We start from the raw sequence: 20,635 nt of genomic DNA on the forward strand, positions 1-20,635 counted from the left end.
TTTGAGTATGTAAGGATTATGACGACCTATCCCAAACCTCAACTATATCCTCACTAAACTCTATTATCTTTGTTTTTTTAAACTGATAACAGTTGTTAATGAATTGAATCCCTAAATCTCCTACAAAAGGAGTGGCATCATTGCCTAAAATTTTACCACTGCGGCATATTATCAACCTGTCGATTAAATTACACTTTAATAGTTCTGTGATTAACACTCCTCCACCTTCAACTAATAATCTTGTTATACCAATTTCTGAAACAAGTTTTAATGCCATGTCCTTTAGGCAAACCTTACCTGCGTTGCTTGAATTAACTACTAAGTAGTTAATGTTTTTTATTTTTTTCTCTACTTCTTTATTTGTGATGACCCAAGTTATTACTTTGTCTGCAGTCTTTGCAATGTTATGCTCTTCCTTTAATCTCCCTTGGCTATCTATAATTAGCCTTATTGGCGATCTACTTCCAAGTCCTGGTAATCTGCAAGTTAAGAGTGGATCATCATTAATAAGAGTATTGCTGCCAATCATAATTGCATCACATTTTGCTCTAAGCTCATGCACCCAATTTCTCGTATTTTCACTTGTTATCCATTTGCTATCGCCTGTAAATGTTGCGATTTTTCCGTCAAGAGTTGTTGCGACTTTGCAAGCTATAAATGGTCTATGTAATTCTTTAGTGGTGAAAAAACCGACATTCAGTTCTTTTGCCTCTTTTTGCATAATACCTTGCTCAACTTCAATTCCTGCTTCTTTCAGAGCTTTCATGCCTCTGCCTGAAACTCTACTATCTGGGTCAATAGTTGCAATTACTACTCTTTTTATGCTAGCTTTTATGATTTTTGCAGTGCAAGGCCCCGTGACTCCGTGATGACAACATGGCTCAAGAGTGATATATATAGTTGCGCCATGAGTTGAATCTTTAGCGTTTTGCAAAGCGACTACCTCCGCATGCGGACGCCCACCAATCCCTGTATATCCCTCACTAACAATTGTACCATCTTTTACAATAACACACCCGACAGCAGGATTTGGTGCAACATTTCCAAGATTTTTTTCTGCAAGCCTTAATGCAATTGACATGAAATGATCATCAGTCATTAGAAAGAAGTCATTTCGTATGAGGTATCAAAAATTCTTCTGTGCTCGTGTATAGCAAATCTATCTGTCATACCTGAGATATAGTCACATATTATTACTGAACGCTGAGATTCACAAGCGAGTTTGCTCCACTCTGTGGGAAGTAATCCTGGGTTTTCATAAAAACATTGAAAGAGTTCCTGTATTATGCGTTTTGCTTTGTTCATCGTTCTACTCAGTTTATAGCTTCTGTATATTTTCTCCATGTTGAATCTTTTCATTTCTTTTGTAGCATTCGCAACTTCTGGTGAAAATGCGACTAGCATTTTATTTAGACTTCTTACGTCTTCTACGCTTTTTATTTTGTGATCTTCAATATTTCTTTCAGTCTGAGAAACAACATCACTTATCATAGTTCCTATAGTTCCACTCAGTGATTCATGTATGAGTTTGCTCTGAGGCAATTCTGAATATCTGCTCCTTATGTCTTTAAACATTTTTTCAATTAAAGGAACATTCAGCAAATCTTCGATGGTTACTAAATTCGCCCTGAGTGCATCATCAAGATCGTGAACACTGTAAGCAATATCATCGGCAATTGAAGCAACTTGAGCTTCAATGCTTGAAAATTCTTCAAGTTTTAGATCATATTTTTTGTTGTATTCTAATAACAGCTGATTACTTGTAGAAAACTCCGCGTTTTGACCAAGCAAGGGACCGTTATGTTTTGCAACTCCTTCAATCACCTCCCAACTTAGATTCATACCATCAAAATCAGCATGTTTTTGTTCAAGATAAGTTAAAATCCTTATAGCTTGAACATTATGATCAAACTCATACTTCTCGTTATCAAGATTCAAATCTTGAACTGATTTCTTTAGAGCATCTTCACCTGCATGACCAAATGGAGGATGACCAAGATCATGTGCGAGCGCTATGCATTCAGTGATATCCTCATTTAAGCCAAGTCTACGCGCAATGGACCTTGCAATTTGTGCAACTTCAAGGCTATGAGTAAGCCGAGTGCGATAGTAGTCGTGCTCATAATTGATAAAAACTTGTGTTTTGTACTCCAACTTTCTAAACGCATTAGAGTGAATGATACGGTCCCTATCACGCTGAAAGCAGCTGCGATTCTCATCTTCTGGCTCTTTGAAGTATCTCCCTTTTGTTTTGCTTGGAAAACATGCATAATTTAATAGAAAATTATTGTTTGACATGTAAAATTTCTACTATAATAAGTTATCAATAATAAACGGTGGTTACTATGTCAACAAATTACAACATCAACTTAACTGGTAATGCACTAAAAAAAATCCACTCTCTTGCAGAGCAGGAAGGGGATAAGAGTTCCATTTTACGGGTTGCAGTTTCAGGTGGTGGATGTTCTGGCTTCAAATACAATTTTCTTATGGATCAAATGAATAAAAATCTATCTTTGGATGATGAAGACGATGATTACGATGATGAGTTTGATGACGAAGATGAAGATGATGAAGAAAGCGAGGACTATAGAAGCCACTCCAGTTTTAGCGAAAAAGGTAAAGATATAGTAATTAATGATGAAAATGGCAATCCTGTATTAATGGTTGATAATTGTTCAGCAAAATTTTTAAATAACTCAGTTATAGATTATACTGAGGATCTCAGTGGTTCTGGTTTTCAAATAAAGAATGCCTTTGCTAAATCCCAGTGTGGTTGTGGCAACAGCTTCTCAGTTTAGTCAAAAATTTGATGTCATCCCAGTGTCAAGCACTGGGATGACACTCTTCTCTGGTGGAGGGTGCTCTCAAGTCACAACGTTCGTATAGTTGTATACTTGACACTGAGGTTTATTCTTCTATTTCTTTTTTACTGGTCATGCACTATCATTTGCTATGCAAGCACAACATTTGTATGGTTATAGGTCTTTTAAACATGGGTGGTAATGTAGCACTAGAACTAACTTCTGTAGATAAAAGCTTCAAGGACAATTCTGTTGTTGTAAAGGATATCAACTTAAGTGTTACAAGAGGGCAAGTAGTAGCGCTGATTGGCAATTCAGGTGCAGGGAAAACAACTATATTGCAAATCGCAGGCTTGTTGGATAAGCCAACTTCAGGTATAGTTACGATAGATGGAATAAATTGCACACAAGCCAGTAATAAGCATAAAACTCATGTAAGAAGAAATTTTCTTAGTTTTGTTTATCAATTTCACTATTTGTTACAAGAGTTATCGGTGTTGGAAAATATTATGCTTCCTCAACTCATTGCAGGAAAAAGCAAAGCTGAAGCAAAAAAAAATTCGCAAGCAATGTTGGAAAAATTTGGTCTGGAAAACAAAGCAAGTAGCATGGTATCTGAAGTTTCGGGTGGGGAAAGGCAGAGAGTTGCAATTGCAAGAAGCATTGTAAATTCTCCAAAGCTTTTACTTGCAGATGAGCCAACAGGAAACTTAGATCCAACAAATTCTTTTAACGTGTTTTTACTGCTACATTCATACGTAAAGGAAAATAACAGCTCTATGCTTATAGTAACACACAATCATCTCCTTGCAGAAAAGGCAGACTGCATTTTCCAATTGAGAGATCGATCATTAGTGAAGTTGTGAATAGGAAAAATAGCACAATTTCTATGCCTTATACTTATCTAACCAATGATCATTAACAGAGTACAACTCGCATGAAATGCTTTCATTGCTTTTTATACACGGACTTTTTAACTTACGCTGTTTACTTAGGGAACACCCCGATAACATAAACACAGCTAAAACAAAAAATAATAGCTTTTTAAACATAACAAAACCTTTTCATTTATATTACTACACTCATTTCTCTTGTTTGTAAAGATTAGGCATATTCTTTTACCCTTACCTCTTTTTTGACCTTTTGAAAAGAAATAGTTGCACTATTCAAGCGCAGTTTTATATAATTGTCCACGATTTGAGTCACTTCCTCTTCTTTATCCTTTAGAAAGTGATTAGTATCATCTATTATATGGTATTTCATGTGATCACTTCTTACTGAATTTATCAACCTTTTTGCTAATTCTGTTACATCGCTTTCTTCTGAGATTGTATCATTACTGCTTTGTATTATAAGCCCAGAAACTGGACAGGGAGAAAGAAAAGAAAAATCGTACTTAGTTACCGGAAGAGAAAGAGCAATAAAACCCACTATCTCAGGGCGGCGCATTGTTAGCTGCATAGCCACCCATGCTCCAAAAGAAAAACCAGCGATCCAAATTGGAACATTGCTAGGATTATGTTCCTGAAGCCAATCAATGGCTACCGCAGCGTCAGTTAATTCTCCTATACCCTTATCAAAAGTTCCGGTAGATTTTCCCACACCACGAAAGTTAATTTTCAATGCAGAAAAATTGTTATCGATAAAAGACGTATATGTACTATGTACAATTTTACTATCCATATTACCACCATATTGAGGATGATGATGTAAAACCAGCACAACCGGCGCGTTGGCATCTTTGCTTTGGTGGTATTCACCTTCCATCTTTCTTGTTGCATTATTTAAAAAAACTTCAACCATGATAACTCCTAATAAGAACCTGCTTGACAGGTATTGATGACGTGAGTTATTAATTATGTATTAATTTCGCTGTTTTTGCAATAAATTTTTTATCGTGTTAAAGCTAACGTACATAGTTATGGCTATAGTTGATGGTAAACTTATTTAAGTGACAGATGAATCCATTCTCTTTAGAAAATAGTGGTTGCGTATATGCTGATTACAATGCAACTGCTCCAATTAGTAAAAATGTAAAAAAAAGTATATTTGAGGTCTTGTCAGAACAAACGCTCAATCCATCATCACTACATAAGAGAGGACAAGAAGCGAGGAAGATTCTTCAGGATGCAAGAGATAACGTACGTGGTGCTATTGGCGTTTCAAGTGATAAAGAAATAGTTTTTACGTCTGGTGCAACTGAAGCGAATAACCTTGTTATGAGAGGAATAGCAGGCTACCTGCATATAATTTCAGCTATAGAGCATCCTTCAATTCTTAATTCTGCATGTAATCCATATATAATACCTGTTAATCAGGAGGGCATTGCTGACTTTTTAGAGCTAGAAAAAATTCTAAGCGAACTTAAAGGAAACAAAGCAATAGTTTCAGTTATGATGGCAAATAACGAAACCGGAGTTATTCAACCTATTGAGGAAATAGCTAAAATAGTACACAAGTTTGGAGCAATTTGCCACACTGACACTGCTCAAAGTGTTGGGAAAATTAAAGTTAATATGGAAGATTTAGGAGTGGATTTACTCACTTTATCCGCCCATAAATTTGGCGGTGTAGCAGGCAGTGGAGTTTTAATATTCAATAAAGAACTTGCGATAGAACCTATTATAATAGGTGGTGGACAAGAGAAGGGATTTCGTGGTGGTACGGAAAATATTGTTGCGATTGCAGGCCTTTCTGCTGCACTGCAAAATATTCCAGACCTTCTATCAAAAATGGATGAAGTAAAGGAGCTACGTGATCAATTAGAGTGTGAATTATTAAATCTTGCCAGTGACATAAGAATCTTCGGTAAAAACTCTAAGAGGCTGCCAAACACAAGTTTTATTTATATGCCAGGAGTAAAGAGTGATGTGCAGCTTATGCATTTTGACTTGAATCATATTGCAGTTAGTAATGGCTCCGCATGTTCTTCTGGAAAAGTTGAGCCTTCCCATGTTTTGCTTGCAATGGGGGCAACAAAAGAGCAAGCAGAGTGTTCAATTAGAATCAGTATAGGTCCAGAAACTAAACCACAAGACATAAAAAAAATAGTGGATTGTTGGTATAATATCTACAAGCAGAACTCCTTGGTATAGATAATACGTGATATCATGCAGGGAGCTATAAATTAGATGTAAAAAATTCCTTTACAAGTTTCGCCAGCCCCCTTATCATAACAGTGAAGCTATTTATTTATCTTCGCAATCTGTGCAGGTTAATGACAAAAAACTTAGGGCATTTGGCGTCTCATGTTTAATTTTTCGCACTACGTGCATCGCATGTCTTTAAAAATTTTTAGGTTTTTACCTATATAAGCCGAAACGCGCTTACAAAGCGTTTAAGACAACAAAAAACGTCAAATTGACAAGGGAGAATTTGAATACTAGCTATCCTAGGGTTTCTTTGCCTTTTTTCCTGCTTGGTAAATTTCTTAAACACTTGCGGTGTAGGTTAGTTGCAAGTTAAAAGCAGCTAAATCCACTGGGATGGCTTTGTTGCATCGCTACTTATGAAAGGCTAACTATAGTTAGGATTATAAGCAACCTATTGAAAATCTTGTTTTTTTGCAATCAATCTGATCAAATTTAAGAATAGTAATTTGTTATTTATATTAATAAATTTAATTCTATTGAAAATAGCTAAAGCATTGAAATTCTTGAATTTTAGCCAGATTAGTGAGTGGTAGTGAAATTTCTTTTACTCAAATTTAGGTATTCACTGACCGTTCTTGTTATAAATACCAGAATAATAAGCTACTGATATTCCCTATCTTTTTTATCTTTAATCCATCATAGCTAGCGATGCAACAAAGCCATCCCAGTGTCACGCACTGGGATGACACCCTCCTAGTAGAAACGCTTTTGTAATTGCAACATTCGTGCAATCTTTAGCCATAAACATTAAGAAATTTACCAAATAAAAAAAAAGGCAAAAGAAGCCCCGTGGTGGTTGGATATTTACCATGTACTAAAATATCGGCGTTTTTTTTATTCTAAAACGCTTGATTAAGAGCGATTTAGCTGCTTTTAACTTGCAACTAACCTACACCGCAAGTGTTTAAGAAATTTACCAAGCAGGAAAAAAGGCAAAGAAACCCTAGGATAGCTAGTATTCAAATTCTCCCTTGTCAATTTGACGTTTTTTGCTGTCTTAAACGCTTTGTAAGCGCGTTTCGGCTTATATAGGTAAAAACCTAAAAATTTTTAAAGACATGCGGTGCACGTAGTGCGAAAAATTAAACATGAGACGCCAAATACCCTAAGTTTTTTGTCATTAATCTGCACAGATTGCGAAGATAAATAAATAGCTTCAGTTTCATGATAAGAGGGCTGGCGGAGTTTGTCAAGTAAGTTTTTTCGTTTCTGTGACCAGTTGGACTTAAAGTCTACACAAAAAACGTTTACAACCAACGTTCAACATGGTAAATTAAAAACGGTTTATTCCTCGGTAGCTCAGTGGTAGAGCAGTTGGCTGTTAACCAATTGGTCGCTGGTTCGAATCCGGCCCGGGGAGCGTTTCTCTGTGAAATTCTAGTGTTGATTTTATATGAACATTAAATCAGTGGTTTTATGTATACTAGATGGCTGGGGAAATGGAATAGAGAATAATAAATACAACGCTATCAGCAACGCAAATCCACCCTGTTGGCAATATATTAGCTCTAATTATCCAAAATGCAGTTTATCCGCCTGTGGAGATGATGTGGGGTTACCTGGTGGTCAAATAGGTAATTCAGAAGTTGGCCATATGAATATTGGCAGTGGTAGAGTAGTAATGCAAAGCCTTCAGCGCATTAATCAAGAGATTGGAACAATAGAAAACAATGCAAATCTACAAAGTTTTATTAGTAATCTAAAAAGTAAGAACGGAGTATGCCATATAATGGGATTAGTGTCAGATGGCGGTGTTCATTCGCATCAAAAGCATATTTCAACTTTAGCAAATAAAATATCACAGCATGGAATAAAAGTGGTGATACATGCATTTTTAGATGGCAGAGACACATTGCCAAATTCAGGAAAAAAATGCATTCAAGAATTTACAAAGAGTATAAAGGGAAATGACACAAGAATTGCTACTGTTTCTGGGCGTTACTATGCTATGGACCGTGACAACAGGTGGAAGAGAACAATCGAAGCTTATGAGGCTATCGCATTTGCAAAGGCACCTTGTCATGATAATGCAGTATCGTTGATTGAGAATAACTATCAAAATAACATAACTGATGAGTTTATCAGGCCCGCAGTAATAGGTGATTATCAAGGTATAAAACCAGAAGATGGAGTGCTGTTGGCTAACTTTCGTGCTGATCGAATGATACAATTAGCAAGTATTTTGCTTGGCAAAACAGATTACGCTAAGGTAGCAAAATTCTCTTCAATTTTAAGTATGATGAAGTATAAAGAAGATCTCAAAATTCCTTATATTTTTCCTCCTACTTCTTTCGCTGATACTCTAGGACAAACAATAGAAGACAATAAATTACGACAATTACGTATCGCCGAAACCGAGAAATACGCTCATGTGACTTTCTTTTTCAATTGTGGAAAAGAAGAACCTTTCTCTGGTGAAGAAAGAATACTCATTCCCTCACCAAAAGTTCAAACTTACGATTTGCAGCCCGAAATGTCAGCCTTCGAGCTCACAGAAAAGCTTGTAGAAAAAATTCACTCCCAAGAATTCGCACTGATAGTTGTAAATTACGCTAATCCTGATATGGTAGGGCATACAGGTAATATAAAAGCAGCCGAGAAAGCTGTGCTAGCTGTAGATGATTGTCTTGCGAAAGTGCTGAATGCTGTTAAAAAGTCAAGCAACACCGCATTAATTGTTACTGCAGACCATGGTAACGTGGAATGTATGTTCGATGAAGAAAATAATACACCTCATACAGCACACACTCTAAATAAAGTGCCGTTTATTGTGTCTTGCGATAATCTAAAACTAAGAGACGGAAGGTTATCTGACATTGCCCCTACTATTTTACAGCTACTTGGAATTAAAAAACCAAACGAAATGACAGGCAGTTCGTTGATTTCTTGCATTACCCTCTGTCATTCCAGCTAGGCAGCGTTATGCACCGGAATGACATCAAATAGATGTGTTTTAACTTAATCCAACTTTTAAATTTTTCGCTGTTAGTACTAATGATTCATTAAAGAAGCTGTCAATATCACCAATACTATCTATATTTTTTGTACTGATAGATTGGTCAATTCTTTTGACCAAATTAGATAAAACTTTATTAGGGCCAGTTTCAACAAATTTGTTAATGCCACGGCTTGACATATACAAAACCATTTCTCTCCATTTCACTCTGCTTACAACTTGCTTGGCGAGTAAAGTTTTTATAACTTTGGGATCACTCTCCTCTTTAGCTGTAACATTTGATATCAAAGGAACTATAGGACGGGTTATTTTAATACCCTTCAAAAACTCCAAAACTTTTTCATCAGCAGGTTTCATAAGAGATGAATGAAAAGGCCCACTAACCTGTAATTTAATTAGTTTCCTCACACTCGAGTTTTTGAATAAATCGGGTAACATTTCAAGAGCTTCTCTAGTGCCACTTATAACCACTTGTCCGCCACCGTTATCGTTTGCAATTTCACAAATTCCGTCAATTTGAACTGATTTCAATATATCTTCCACTTCATTTATCTCTGCTCCAAGCAACGCAACCATTCCGCCTTTACATTTCAGTGAAGCTTCATGCATTGCTTCGCTGCGAACTTTCAGCAGCTTGATTGCAGACTCAAGCGTTAACGCTCCTGCAGCACACAGCGCTGTATATTCGCCAACTGAATGCCCACAAACATATTTAACATTGTGATCAGTGAAAAGAGATTTGCCAAACACATGCTCCATAACACGTAGCATTGCAATTGATACTGCCATTATAGCTGGCTGAGCGTCTTCTGTAATGGTTAATTCTTCAATAGGACCGTTGAAGATTAAATGAGACAGCTTTCTATCCAATATGCTATCTACTTCATTAAATACTTGTCTTGCAACAGAAAACTCACTATATAAGCTCTTTCCCATTCCTACAAACTGAGAGCCCTGACCGGGGAAAGCAAAAATCATGATAGTTATTATTTATTCCTTATTAAATATACTACTTTATTTATTTTTTGTCAATATTTTAGAATAATGATTGACTTAGTGAATTAAGTTCACTAGAATATTAACTGACTAAAAGTTTATAAACAACAATGAATTATCATAAAATTATTATAGTTATGACAGACGGTCAAGAGTTTGAAACTCGTTCCACTTATGGAAAGGAGGGAGATAGGGTAAAACTTGATAGAGATCCTCTTACTCACCCTGCATGGACTGGAAGTTTGACAAGCGGGTTAGCAAGTAAAACTAGCAAATTAGCTAAGTTTAACGATAAATATGGAAGCATTTTCTAATTTTCCTCCTCTTTAAGTTTTAGAGAGTTTACTGAAGCATGCATAGATACAAAAATATAGGCTATGTTGTTTCTCCATCACCAAAATCGCAGGAAGTATCTAAACTATTAAAGAAACTTAATTTTATCAATATAACAGAAGAAAATAAGTCCGAAATTGATCTACTGATAGTTGTTGGCGGTGATGGCTTTATGCTGCGTACCTTGCATAATTACGTTATAGAAAATAAAAACATGCATGTGTATGGGGTAAATACCGGCAATGTTGGGTTTTTGATGAATAAATGCTTTAGCCGCAGTGAAGATTTAATTGATCATATAGAACATGCAACTTCAACTCAGTTAACTTTGCTAAAAATGGAAGCAACAGACACAAGTGGCAAGAGGTATCACTACATAGCGGTAAACGAGGTATATGTTTTTAGAAAAGCAAACCAAATAGTAGAAATGAATATCACTATTAATGATAAGCTAAAAGTAGAAAAATTTAGAGGGGACGGAGTAATATTATCTACTCCCACAGGTAGCACTGCATATAACTTCTCTGCCGGTGGCCCAATCTTGCCGCTAAATTCAAATTTACTTGCATTAACCTCTATCAATAGCTATTACCCAAGGCATTGGAATGGAGCGTTAATATCAAACGATACAATCGTACAAATTGACATTAACGACACAAAAAACCGTCCAGCACTTGTAGTATCAGATTACAAAGAATTTCATGATATATCACAGATAAAAATACAAAAAGACCATGAGAACACAATCACTTTGCTTTTTGACAAAGATTACCCTCTGAATGAAAGAATCTTTGATAGACAATTTCTATACTAATAATTATCCGTAAATTGGTATTTACTATATCTTAATAACTATAGCGTAATCAATGCAGCATAGTAATTAACTTTGGAGTGAATATGCATGGGTCAGTCGAAAAATCAACAGTAAAATTAACTTCTTACGAACAAACAGGTGACAATAGCAAGATAACACTAAAAGATCCACCATCGCCTGAAGAAGCAGGAAATGCTATCTCAAGTGTACTGAATGTAGTACCACGTGTGCAGGGAATGTCACATGAAGAATCAGATGATGAGGAAGTGGATCCTACTTACGCATCTGTAAATCGACAAAAAGATGGTGATGGAGCACCACCGATTTTGCCAAAAGCTCCAGGTTTACAAGACAAAGAAGACAAAAATTTGTTTGGTCTTAGTACTGAAGTACTACCTCCTTCCCTAGAAGAAACAAAAGGTGAGACTCATGATTGGGTATCACAAACAGCAAGTTTAGGTTTAGGAGGATTATCTGGTAATGGATCAGAAGAACATATTTATGCAGCTATAGACCCAAATGCAAAATCTTCGAAAAAGAGTTTAGACAGTGGAATAGGTGGTCAAAACTCAAAAGATGATTTAGGTGCGTCTTCAAATACTTTACCATCGTATAAAAGCAAAGATGACTCTGAAGAGTCTTTGTCACTAAATTCTGATATAGGTAGCACAACAAATAAAAAAACAAACAGATTCTTGCCAAGAGCAAAGTATGCCATGCAGCAGAAGGGTTTTATAATTTTTGGTGCAAGTGCTATTATACTCAGTATATCTGCAGCTTTATTATATTTACAAGATAAAGCAAAATTTATTGCATTTTTTACAAACAGCCCAAAATATATCACTATACCAGTTATCGCACTTGCTGCATTGCTTACAATTGGTCCAATATTTTTTGCAACAAGGCAATTTATAGATACTGAAGAACATTCCATTCAAAAAAAAGATGCGGATAAAATTTTAGCTGAGGTGTTGGAGCACCAGCCAAAAGATAAAGCTATAAAATCTGTAAGACTGGAATATAGCAATGGCACTCATTCAAATTTTGTACTTAATGCTTGGGAAGCTAAACAAGGCTTCACTAACATTGACGAAAAAGTAATTACTAGAACTAATAAAATAAAATCAGTAATTAACGACAGACCAATATTTACTGCATTATTTACTGGTGTAGTTGCTGCAAATATAGCGTTTCCTCTAGGGCTACTTGCAACACATGGTGTTAATGGTGTACAAAAATTTTACCAAAACCCTTTGACTAATAACATAGGGTTATCACTACTTATAGGTTCTGGTATACTTGCATTACTCATTGTGGGTTTTGGCATACATTATTATAGAAAAACAAATTGCACTAATCTTATATATTCGCAGGAAAAGATTGACCCTGAAAGCGTTAACAAGAAATTCATTGAAGAAATAAAACACGAAAGAACAAATGTTCTTGGGGAAAACCACGGTAAAGACGCTAAACGCAGCAGCTTAACGCTTGAGCAAGTTGTGGTTCAATCTCATAATTGTAAGGATGTTGTTTATAGTGTCGGTTAATAAAATGCATGATATAGCTAGTGCAGCCCTACGTCATACCGCTGCAGACCGTCATACCGCGATTCATTCGCGGTATCTCTAGATCCCGCTAACACGTAGCGGGATGACGATTGTCAGGGTAGCACCTCCCTCCCCTGTCATCCAAGTAGCTGACTGACCTTACCCAGAAAAAGTGGAGAGAAAGTTTGGAATGTTTTTCACAAAGAGAATGATGAATCAAAATGCTCAGGAATGCAATAGTTAGAGGTTGTCCGGAAACAAGTAAATTCAAGCATATTCCCTCTTTAACATAACCCTACTCATAGCTAGGTATATGAAATTCTCAGTGGATGTTGTGAGTAAATCATACTCCTTCGATAGCCTTCTATTCCTATTAACCCAAGCAAAAGTCCTTTCTACAACCCATCTTCTTGGCTGTACTTTAAACCCTTGTTCTCTTGTTGGTAGTAGCTCAGGTGGCGTATCTTTGTGCACCCAAAATCTACATGGAGGCCTTGTAACAATTTCAATATCTATGTCATATTCTTCCTTTATGTGATTCTTTAAATTTCTTCCTTGGTATCCCATGTCAGCCCACATTTTTTTAACTTTAGTATATTTTGTTCTCATATTGTTTAATGCTATTTTAATACCATCTCTATCATTTTCCTTAGCAGCGCCTACGTAACAACCTAGTATAAAACCCTGAGTGTCTGTAATTATATGCCTTTTTCTACCCTTTACTTTTTTACTTCCATCATAGCCTTTGATCCCCCCTTTTCTGTAGTCTTTACAGATTGACTATCTACTATACAGGCACTTGGCTGCTCATTCCTTCCTATTTTTCTTCTACTATATTTTGTAATTTCATAATTCATTTTCTCAAAAATTCCCTGCTTCTTCCATTGCCTGAACTGCTCATACACAGTCTTCCATAGCGGAAAATCATTTGGTAAATACCGCCATTGACACCCTGTACGCAATACATAGAAAATTGCTTCTAATATTTCTCTTTTGCTATACTTTGGCGGCCTTCCTCCTTTCTTGTATGATACTCTGAAGTGTTTTTCTATTCTTGCCTATTCCCTTTCGCTTAGATCTGTTGGATACTTTTTTCTCATCTTTACCCCGTACTAAAATTTCAGATATTATAGCCTTTTACTTGTTTCCGGACAACCTCTAATACCAATTCCCATTACAGGGCAAACAGATGGACAATGATGGAAGAAAAGCCATACTGAAGTAAGTAAAATAGCGAGGTTTAAATGGCATTAAGATCAAAATTATTGGATGAAAAAGTAGTAGAATCAGCAAAAGAAATGCTGAAGAAAGTAAGGAATAATGCATATGTTTCAAAAAAACTAAATGCTGTAATTGCAGCAAAAAAGTACAGTATAACGGCTGTAGCAAAAATATATTGCATTTCAAGAAGCGCACTAACTTCGTGGGTAAAACTCTTGAAAATTGGCAGAGAAGAAAAACTGTTTGCTCCTTCACAACGTCGTAGAAAAACTAAATTAAATCAGGCTCAACTACAGCAAATTGAAGAGTGGATAGAAGAAAATCCTAATATCACCATTAAAGAAATGAGAATAAGAATCCAGGAAAAGTTCGGATTAAATATCAGCAAATCTACAGTACACCGCCATATGCAAAAGATGAAATTCTCATATATTACACCAAGACCAGTTCATAATGGACAAGATAAAAGCAAACAAGAGGAATTCAAAAAAAAATCTCAATTGAGCTATTAGCAAGTATCCAGAAAAAGAGCTATTTTTCTTTGATGAATCACGGTTTGGCACACATTCAAAAGTTGGACATGGGTGGTTTAAAAAGGGGATTAGAACACAGGTTAAAACAAAATTAGGTAGGCAAAATTTCTATCTCTATAGTGCAGTTAATCCTAGAAATGGAGAGAGTTCTAGCTTATTTGCACCAAATGTCAACACTGATTGCATGAACATATTTCTTGAGCAAATTTCGCAATATCTAGAAACACGAGAGGCTTTTCTCGTTATGGACTGTGCTAGTTGGCATAGGTCAAAAAATTTAAAGGTACCTAAAAATATCGACATTATATACCTACCTCCATACTCACCTGAGCTAAATCCTGTTGAGAGGCTTTGGTTATATATAAAACAGAACATTTTGCGCAATAAAATATACGATACAATTGCTCTACTTGAGGGTGCTTTGTGCAAATTTATTACTTCTCTTGCCAGCTCCACAATTAAACAACTCTGCAATGTTTCCTATTTGACTGGACAACAATGAGAATTGGTATTAGTGGACAGTAAAAAACGACACAAAGTCTTTCAAAATAATCAAGATGGTTTTGCAAAACTTGTAGTTTGGTGCAATGGCCATGGAGCAAATCTTACTCATTTATGTCTTGAAGCAACTAGTTGGTATGGAGAAGATTTGGCTACTTTTATGCACGATTTAGGACATAATGTCAGTATAGTAAACCCAGCCCAAATCAAAGCTTTTGGCAAAAGTGAGCTGCTCAGAAATAAGACAGATAAATCAGATGCAGCTATGATAGCTAGATTTTGTATCGCCAACAAACCTGCTCTTTGGAAGCCCATTACACCTGAAATGAGGCATTTGAGGGAGCTTTACCGTTGCATGCAATCGCTAAAAGATGATAAGGTGCAACAGACAAATCGCTTGGAAAACAAAAATATGCATTCCAGTTGCAAAGAAGCTATATCTAAAGTAATTTTGGCAATAGAGGAGCAAATTATTGTTCTCGAAAAAGAAATTAATGAGCATATAAATAACTATCCACATCTAAAAAATATGGTGGAAAACCTTAAGACTATAAAAGGTATAGGATATCTTACTGCTGTTGCTGTTGTCGCAGAAATGCCATCAGTTGATAACTTTGACAATGCTAAACAATTTACAGCTTTTGCTGGTCTAAATCCAGGACATTATCAATCGGGATCGTCAGTAAGTAAGAGAAGTTGCATATGCAAAATAGGATCTGAGCGTATTCGAAAAGCTCTTTATATGCCAGCTATAGTAGTCAAAAACCATAATAATCATTTTCAAAAGTTTTGTCAGCGTCTAGCAAGTAAAGGCAAATGTCCAAAAGTCATAGTTCTTGCGTTAATGCGAAAATTAATGCATGTCTTTTTTGGTATTCTTAAAAATAATCAACCATTTAATTGTAATTTTGTTGGATAATTTGTTTGACAGCAGAGACAGTGTCTGGGATCCAGTTTCACCTTGTGATGGTGTCATGAAAGTAGCTGACACTGGTTTCCATCCAAGACGGTGTCATTCCTTACTATTACCCACAAATATAAATGTACTTATAAATAAAGTATTACAATATTAGAGTTTGCAAATATTGAGGGTATAAAAATGGCAAACGAGAGTAATGAATGGGCTAAAAATGAATTTGGAGATGCTGTACTTGGAGATAAAAGATTAACTGACCGATTAGTAAATATTGCTGACAGTTTGATAAGTTTACCTGAAAGCTCAATTAATGAGGCATGCGGAAGTTGGTCAGAAGCAAAAGCAGCATATCGTTTTTTTTAAAATGAGAACGTAAAAGAAGTCGATATTCTAGCTTCACACATTGATAAAACAGTTGAGAGAACAAAAGCTCACAAGAGGGTTCTTGTCATTCAAGATACCAGTTACATTGTATATAATAACCATAAAAAAACAAGCGGATTAGCAAATTTGTCCAGTTATGATACTGCAAAAGGTATTATAATGCGTACAGCTCTTGCCGTTAGTATAGAAGGTTTGGTACTAGGGATACTAGATCAAAAAGTTTATTCAAGACCTGAAGAAACTGAGAACCTTAAAAAAAAGAGCGATCGCATTGAAGATAAAGAAAGCGTAAAGTGGTTGGAAACTTTAAGAAAAACAAATAATATTATTGATCCAACTCAAACTGAGACTATAACTGTATGCGATAGAGAAGCAGATATATATGACTTTTTTGAGCTTGCACATAGTCTTAATTCGGCAGTGCTAGTTAGAGCATGCAGAGATAGAGCAGTAAATAGAAAATCTCGATATCCTGAAAAAGGTGAGCAGAAGTTATGGGCATTTATTAAATCCTCTCATTGTGCAGGTACGGTAGAAGTTGAAGTTCCTGTAAAAGATAATAAGCCAAAAAGAACAGCACGTTTGGAAGTTAGATTTGGAAAGTTTATGATGAATCCATCTAAGAATAATATTAGGCATAAGACGGAAGAACTACCTAAATTACCACTTTATGCAGTTTATGTTGTTGAGAAAACTCCCCTTCCCTTAAAAAAAAACCGCTAGAATGGATGCTATTAACGAACCTTTCAGTTAATACTTTCGATGAAGCTGTTGAAAAAATTAGTTGATATCAACTATGTTTTTTAAAAATTTTTTTATTTGTGTAATTTTGCAAATTATATGGGCAATAAAAACCCGTTTGTCATAGAAATAGAATTTTATATCAAACAGCTACCACAGCAATTTCTGCTTAAGCTAATGAATATGTGCTTTAAGTCTGTGTGGACGCACATATTCATTAGCCAATTTCAGTTACCGTTGTGAAGATTTTTAAGTATGCAAATTAATTGCTTCTTTAAGTCTTGTATTAGCAATTACTATAATTTTACGCATTAGGGCTGTTATAGCCACCATCTTCTTCTTACCACTTTCAACAAGCTTAGAATAAAAGGCGCCAAGTATAGATTTTGACCTTGTAGCAGCCATAGCGGCTGTAAAGAGCTTTGAACGAACGTTACTTCTACCACCTGTAATCCTTCGGTAACCAACAGCTTTACCACTTTCTTTTGGATGCGGTGCAACTCCGGCAAGACTTGCTACTTCTTTTCTATTTAAGTAACCAAGCTCTGGCATTAAACACAAAAAATCTTGTGATAACTTTTTACCTATTCCAGGAACTGTTTTAAGAATTTTTTGGCGTTGTTGTAATTCGCGGCTTTCATCAATAATCTTTTGTATAGTATCATTGAGTTCGTTTATTTGACTATCGAAAAACTCAATGGTCTTTTGACAGCTTTCTTTTATATGATCATTTTCCGGTGCTTCAAGTCTGCATTTTTCTTGAGTTCTCATTTGCGTAATATCATCACGACGTTGACAAAGTGCAGCCAAAGTTGATTGTTCTGTAGAGGTAGGTACAAATAGAGAGATAGTTCTATGGCGTTCAAATCCATATTGAACAAGAGCTCTTGCATCTGATCTATCAGACTTTGCTAAAGTTCCGTGAGATAAAATAAAGCTTTTTACTTTACGAGTATTAGCTCGATGCACGGCAATATTTTTGTCGGTAAGAAAATGTGATAAGCCAAGCTCATATTTCCCTGTATTTTCTAAAGTCACCAAAGCATTAGGTAGAATATCTGAAAACTCTTGAAATAATTGTTGCCAACCAGAAGCATTATTATCAAATTCGACAGCATTCTTCTGTTTGTGAATTGCAACGACATTTTTAAATTTTCCGATGTCAATGCCAATAAAATTTTGATAAGATGTAACCATAATAAACCTCGATAATTTTAGTTAATTTAAGATTGTAAACGGGTGCATATATATTTCCCAAGCAACTATTCAAACGTATCGAGAGATAGGGCTAGCGTACCTTGATACCAACGGTTGTAATACCAATTTCCTTTCGGTCGCGCACGCCCGCTATTCCTAGTGAGCAGGGTTATCTTTCTCTCTTATCTCTTTTATATCACGTTTTTAACTTACAATTGCCTTAGATGGAAAATAGAGATATTACATAAAATTTTAAATCCGGTCTCAAAGTTGAGGAATGTAGACTTGGAACAGCAGAAAGATTAATGAGGTATTTAACAGTCATGAGCATTATTGCTTGGAGAATTTTCTTTATTACATCAATTGCAAGAACTAACCCAACATTACCATGTACTGCCTTATTAGCTGAGGAAGAATGGAAAGTTTTATATGTTAAAATACACAGGAAACCATGTCCAAATATAGCCCCTACTATAAAAGAAGCCGTTTCGTGAACTTGGAGGTCATTTAGCAAGAAAAAGCGACCCAAAACCAGGACCAATTACTCTTTGGAAAGGATATAAACGTCTCTTTGATTTAGCAGAAGGATGGCGACTTGCTCACGAACCTCATATTTGTTGGTAATAGTAAGTTGTTAGCGGTATCTGGAGATACCGCGGCGGTATGACGTAGGGAAATCTTACTTATTATAGCTATAGTTCTACATGAATTACAAAAGTAACATTTACTAGATCTTAATATTTTAGATCTATATTTTAATAAATAATGAGCTGTAATTAGTATGAATAATCCATTTAAAAGTGAGAACTATAAAAAAAATCTCGATTCTCTGATCAAAGCTGTAAAGCTAGGAAATGCAGAGAAACAATATAACAAAACGTTAAGGGATTTATCTCATGCATTAGAAGGTTTTACAGGTGAGGCAAAAGGTATAGCTGAGTTTGTTATATATACTGACTTGAACAATTATGTAGAACAGCCATTAGGTCTTTTTAAAACATTAATGAATAGAATTTTGGGAAAAAATTTTCCAACCAAGAACAGTAGTATAAGTAATTTTGTAAATGATGAGTTGTCAAGTTTCACTTTAGAAACAGCAGCTAAGTATACAAGAATTTTAAAAAAAATTGATCTCTTGGAACAATTAGAAAAAGATTTCAGAAAAAATAATATTTTAAAAGATTCTTTAAATTTAGAACAAAGTGAAAAGAGTCAGGGAAAAGATAGATCACACGAAGTGAGTTTGGAAGGTAGAAAGCAAAAGGAAGGTACTTTTGAGCTGCGAAAAGAAGAACAGCCGAAAGAAAAATTAGGTGGTAATCGCATGAGGCAAATAAAGCGACCAACAACAGCACCTCCGGCTGCTCCAGATTCGAGGAAGGTACGCTTTAAATCAGAAATATCCTCAGATGGAGAAAGCAAGGCAAAGTCTACATCTTCTTTACTAAAAGGAGCTAATAGTTTTAGTATGCCTGATGCTAAGGAAAATCCTTCTGAGGATTCAGGCTATGAAAGTTCATTAGATCAGGGGTCTGAATATGAAGACATATCAAATTATCAAGAGAAAAAGCAAAAGGAAAATCCTTTATATGAGCAGAGAGAAGATTCAGGCTATGGAAGTTCATTAAATGAAGAGTCTGTATACAAAGAGATATCAAATTATCAAGAGAAGAAGAGTAAAATTTTAATAGAAAATTCGCAGAGTTCAAAATCGCCCAAAGAAGAGCCAATTTATGCAACAGTTCCTAAAGAACATATAGAAGCAAAAAGAGAACGTAAGCAGAAACAACAACCTCAATCCCTCGTACCACCAAAACCACCGCAAGTGCCAAAAAAAATGTTTACTACTGGTCAAGAAGTTAGACAAGAATCGAAAGTGGTAATCAAAGATAAACCTGCAGTACCGCCAAAGCCTAAAAATCTAAGCCGTGCTAATCAAAAAGTAAGCACAGAGCCAAAAGTAGTAGGAGTAATTCTTAAAAAATCAGCTGAAAGAGTACCACTAAAATCTGAAAATCAAGACAATAGGAAATCAGCACAAAAAGCTGCTGGTAAGGCGATACCAAAAGTAGCAGCAGCTACTATGAAAGGAGGAGCTAATCGCGAGATGGGCAGTAAAGTAAAGGCATTAAAAGAAAAATTTGAGCAAAATCAAGCAAAAGGAAATGCTAATGTACAGCTTGCTGAAAGCAAAACCACTCCAGCAGCACAAGCGGATATCGGTGTGAAGAAAAAACAATCTCATTCATTTCTAACAGAGAATAAAAGATCTGCAACGAAACACGTAACAGCAAAATCTGATCCAAAATCTCATGTCAGCAAAAATTCCCTTCTCACGCATGCAAATGTAAAGGAAATGGTTGCACAAATTGAGAAAGGAAAAGGAGGAAGATAGTAACATTTGGGAAAAAAACATATGTGTCAAGTCAAGAGATTGTGAGCAAATTTAGGAAATTATAGCTAAACTGACTTAGATTTACCGACAATTTGAAAAACCGTCATTCCGCTAACTATAGTATTTTCGAAAGCGAATGATAAAG

Annotated in this window: 17 protein-coding genes, 1 tRNA gene and 2 pseudogenes; 13 read left to right on the plus strand and 7 right to left on the minus strand. The window is 35.6% G+C overall.

Annotated elements, in window-relative coordinates:
* Positions 1-16: 16 nt before the first annotated feature.
* Both ribD and LA754_RS04215 read right to left on the minus strand, forming a co-directional pair.
* On the minus strand, positions 17-1,099 hold the full coding sequence (ribD, locus tag LA754_RS04210) for a bifunctional diaminohydroxyphosphoribosylaminopyrimidine deaminase/5-amino-6-(5-phosphoribosylamino)uracil reductase RibD (RefSeq protein WP_077190401.1): 1,083 nt from the start codon (positions 1,097-1,099) through the stop codon (positions 17-19).
* Positions 1,099-2,298 carry a deoxyguanosinetriphosphate triphosphohydrolase gene (locus LA754_RS04215; RefSeq protein WP_457923596.1) on the minus strand — a complete coding sequence of 400 codons (1,200 nt, stop codon included), beginning with the start codon at positions 2,296-2,298 and terminating at the stop codon, positions 1,099-1,101. The genes ribD and LA754_RS04215 overlap by 1 nt, the downstream gene beginning before the upstream one ends.
* Positions 2,299-2,345: 47 nt before the next feature.
* Here LA754_RS04215 and LA754_RS04220 point away from each other — a divergent pair, with 47 nt between their 5' ends.
* The gene (locus LA754_RS04220) at positions 2,346-2,801 is read left to right on the plus strand and encodes a HesB/IscA family protein (RefSeq protein WP_006279857.1); all 456 of its coding nucleotides are present in this window, start codon (positions 2,346-2,348) and stop codon (positions 2,799-2,801) included.
* A 194-nt stretch (positions 2,802-2,995) separates the two neighbouring features.
* The gene (locus LA754_RS04225; protein WP_077188294.1) at positions 2,996-3,670 is read left to right on the plus strand and encodes an ABC transporter ATP-binding protein; all 675 of its coding nucleotides are present in this window, start codon (positions 2,996-2,998) and stop codon (positions 3,668-3,670) included.
* 238 nt (positions 3,671-3,908) lie between these two features.
* Here the strand turns inward: LA754_RS04225 and LA754_RS04230 are convergent, their stop codons facing one another.
* Positions 3,909-4,607, minus strand: a complete 699-nt coding sequence (locus tag LA754_RS04230) for an alpha/beta hydrolase (protein WP_077188295.1) — start codon at positions 4,605-4,607, stop codon at positions 3,909-3,911.
* A gap of 155 nt (positions 4,608-4,762) precedes the next feature.
* Between LA754_RS04230 and LA754_RS04235 the strand changes: the two genes are divergently transcribed.
* Positions 4,763-5,899, plus strand: a complete 1,137-nt coding sequence (locus LA754_RS04235; RefSeq protein WP_077190397.1) for a cysteine desulfurase family protein — start codon at positions 4,763-4,765, stop codon at positions 5,897-5,899.
* 635 nt (positions 5,900-6,534) lie between these two features.
* Here LA754_RS04235 and LA754_RS04240 read toward each other — a convergent pair.
* Positions 6,535-6,687, minus strand: a complete 153-nt coding sequence (locus tag LA754_RS04240; RefSeq protein WP_457923597.1) for a hypothetical protein — start codon at positions 6,685-6,687, stop codon at positions 6,535-6,537.
* A gap of 557 nt (positions 6,688-7,244) precedes the next feature.
* Here LA754_RS04240 and LA754_RS04245 point away from each other — a divergent pair.
* Together LA754_RS04245 and gpmI are read left to right on the plus strand one after the other, a co-directional pair.
* A tRNA-Asn gene (locus LA754_RS04245) sits at positions 7,245-7,316 on the plus strand.
* Positions 7,317-7,349: 33 nt separating this feature from the next.
* Positions 7,350-8,870: a 2,3-bisphosphoglycerate-independent phosphoglycerate mutase gene (gene gpmI, locus LA754_RS04250; protein WP_077188299.1), complete on the plus strand. Its 1,521-nt coding sequence runs from the start codon at positions 7,350-7,352 to the stop codon at positions 8,868-8,870.
* Between the two features lie 39 nt (positions 8,871-8,909).
* Here gpmI and fabD read toward each other — a convergent pair whose 3' ends face one another.
* Positions 8,910-9,890, minus strand: a complete 981-nt coding sequence (gene fabD / locus LA754_RS04255) for an ACP S-malonyltransferase (protein ID WP_006279343.1) — start codon at positions 9,888-9,890, stop codon at positions 8,910-8,912.
* Positions 9,891-10,018: 128 nt separating this feature from the next.
* On the opposite strand from fabD, the gene rpmE reads away from it, so the two are divergent.
* The 3 genes from rpmE to LA754_RS04270 all read left to right on the plus strand — a co-directional run bounded on the left by rpmE (position 10,019) and on the right by LA754_RS04270 (position 12,602).
* Positions 10,019-10,222: a 50S ribosomal protein L31 gene (rpmE, locus tag LA754_RS04260; RefSeq protein WP_007548602.1), complete on the plus strand. Its 204-nt coding sequence runs from the start codon at positions 10,019-10,021 to the stop codon at positions 10,220-10,222.
* Between the two features lie 38 nt (positions 10,223-10,260).
* Positions 10,261-11,055, plus strand: a complete 795-nt coding sequence (locus LA754_RS04265; protein WP_006279281.1) for an NAD kinase — start codon at positions 10,261-10,263, stop codon at positions 11,053-11,055.
* 83 nt (positions 11,056-11,138) lie between these two features.
* The gene (locus LA754_RS04270) at positions 11,139-12,602 is read left to right on the plus strand and encodes a hypothetical protein (RefSeq protein WP_186809127.1); all 1,464 of its coding nucleotides are present in this window, start codon (positions 11,139-11,141) and stop codon (positions 12,600-12,602) included.
* Between the two features lie 267 nt (positions 12,603-12,869).
* Here LA754_RS04270 and LA754_RS04275 read toward each other — a convergent pair.
* Positions 12,870-13,654 (minus strand): IS5 family transposase gene (locus LA754_RS04275; protein ID WP_457923730.1). Its coding sequence is split into 2 segments (ribosomal slippage): positions 12,870-13,333 and positions 13,333-13,654, totalling 786 coding nucleotides; the frame shifts between segments, so codons are not numbered across the junction.
* A gap of 192 nt (positions 13,655-13,846) precedes the next feature.
* On the opposite strand from LA754_RS04275, the gene LA754_RS04280 reads away from it, so the two are divergent.
* The 3 genes and pseudogenes from LA754_RS04280 to LA754_RS04290 form a co-directional block, all read left to right on the plus strand.
* Positions 13,847-14,858, plus strand: a protein-coding gene (locus tag LA754_RS04280) for an IS630 family transposase (protein WP_410530061.1) whose coding sequence is annotated in 2 segments (ribosomal slippage) — positions 13,847-14,326 and positions 14,328-14,858 — 1,011 coding nt in all. Because the reading frame shifts where the segments join, the coding sequence is not laid out codon by codon here.
* 3 nt (positions 14,859-14,861) lie between these two features.
* Positions 14,862-15,776 (plus strand): IS110 family RNA-guided transposase, encoded by a 915-nt coding sequence (locus tag LA754_RS04285; protein WP_457923598.1) that lies wholly within the window; start codon positions 14,862-14,864, stop codon positions 15,774-15,776.
* Between the two features lie 180 nt (positions 15,777-15,956).
* A pseudogene (locus LA754_RS04290) lies at positions 15,957-16,939 on the plus strand (IS4 family transposase); the annotation flags it as partial.
* Positions 16,940-17,147: 208 nt separating this feature from the next.
* Here LA754_RS04290 and LA754_RS04295 read toward each other — a convergent pair.
* Positions 17,148-18,095 carry an IS110 family RNA-guided transposase gene (locus LA754_RS04295; RefSeq protein ID WP_457923599.1) on the minus strand — a complete coding sequence of 316 codons (948 nt, stop codon included), beginning with the start codon at positions 18,093-18,095 and terminating at the stop codon, positions 17,148-17,150.
* 216 nt (positions 18,096-18,311) lie between these two features.
* Between LA754_RS04295 and LA754_RS04300 the strand changes: the two are divergent.
* Together LA754_RS04300 and LA754_RS04305 are read left to right on the plus strand one after the other, a co-directional pair.
* Positions 18,312-18,719 (plus strand): annotated as a pseudogene (locus tag LA754_RS04300) (IS4 family transposase); the annotation flags it as partial.
* Positions 18,720-18,876: 157 nt separating this feature from the next.
* Positions 18,877-20,490, plus strand: coding sequence for a hypothetical protein (locus LA754_RS04305; protein WP_010962938.1), 1,614 nt, complete (start codon positions 18,877-18,879; stop codon positions 20,488-20,490).
* The last annotated feature ends 145 nt before the right edge of the window (positions 20,491-20,635 follow it).

The organism is Wolbachia endosymbiont of Muscidifurax uniraptor, from assembly GCF_054149795.1.

Bases quoted from the DNA above. Each gene is read 5' to 3' on its own strand.
- ribD (WP_077190401.1), bottom strand. From the start codon at position 1,099: ATGACTGATGATCATTTCATGTCAATTGCATTAAGGCTTGCAGAAAAA.
- LA754_RS04215 (WP_457923596.1), bottom strand. From the start codon at position 2,298: ATGTCAAACAATAATTTTCTATTAAATTATGCATGTTTTCCAAGCAAA.
- LA754_RS04220 (WP_006279857.1), top strand. From the start codon at position 2,346: ATGTCAACAAATTACAACATCAACTTAACTGGTAATGCACTAAAAAAA.
- LA754_RS04225 (WP_077188294.1), top strand. From the start codon at position 2,996: ATGGGTGGTAATGTAGCACTAGAACTAACTTCTGTAGATAAAAGCTTC.
- LA754_RS04230 (WP_077188295.1), bottom strand. From the start codon at position 4,607: ATGGTTGAAGTTTTTTTAAATAATGCAACAAGAAAGATGGAAGGTGAA.
- LA754_RS04235 (WP_077190397.1), top strand. From the start codon at position 4,763: ATGAATCCATTCTCTTTAGAAAATAGTGGTTGCGTATATGCTGATTAC.
- gpmI (WP_077188299.1), top strand. From the start codon at position 7,350: ATGAACATTAAATCAGTGGTTTTATGTATACTAGATGGCTGGGGAAAT.
- fabD (WP_006279343.1), bottom strand. From the start codon at position 9,890: ATGATTTTTGCTTTCCCCGGTCAGGGCTCTCAGTTTGTAGGAATGGGA.
- rpmE (WP_007548602.1), top strand. From the start codon at position 10,019: ATGAATTATCATAAAATTATTATAGTTATGACAGACGGTCAAGAGTTT.
- LA754_RS04265 (WP_006279281.1), top strand. From the start codon at position 10,261: ATGCATAGATACAAAAATATAGGCTATGTTGTTTCTCCATCACCAAAA.
- LA754_RS04270 (WP_186809127.1), top strand. From the start codon at position 11,139: ATGCATGGGTCAGTCGAAAAATCAACAGTAAAATTAACTTCTTACGAA.
- LA754_RS04295 (WP_457923599.1), bottom strand. From the start codon at position 18,095: ATGGTTACATCTTATCAAAATTTTATTGGCATTGACATCGGAAAATTT.
- LA754_RS04305 (WP_010962938.1), top strand. From the start codon at position 18,877: ATGAATAATCCATTTAAAAGTGAGAACTATAAAAAAAATCTCGATTCT.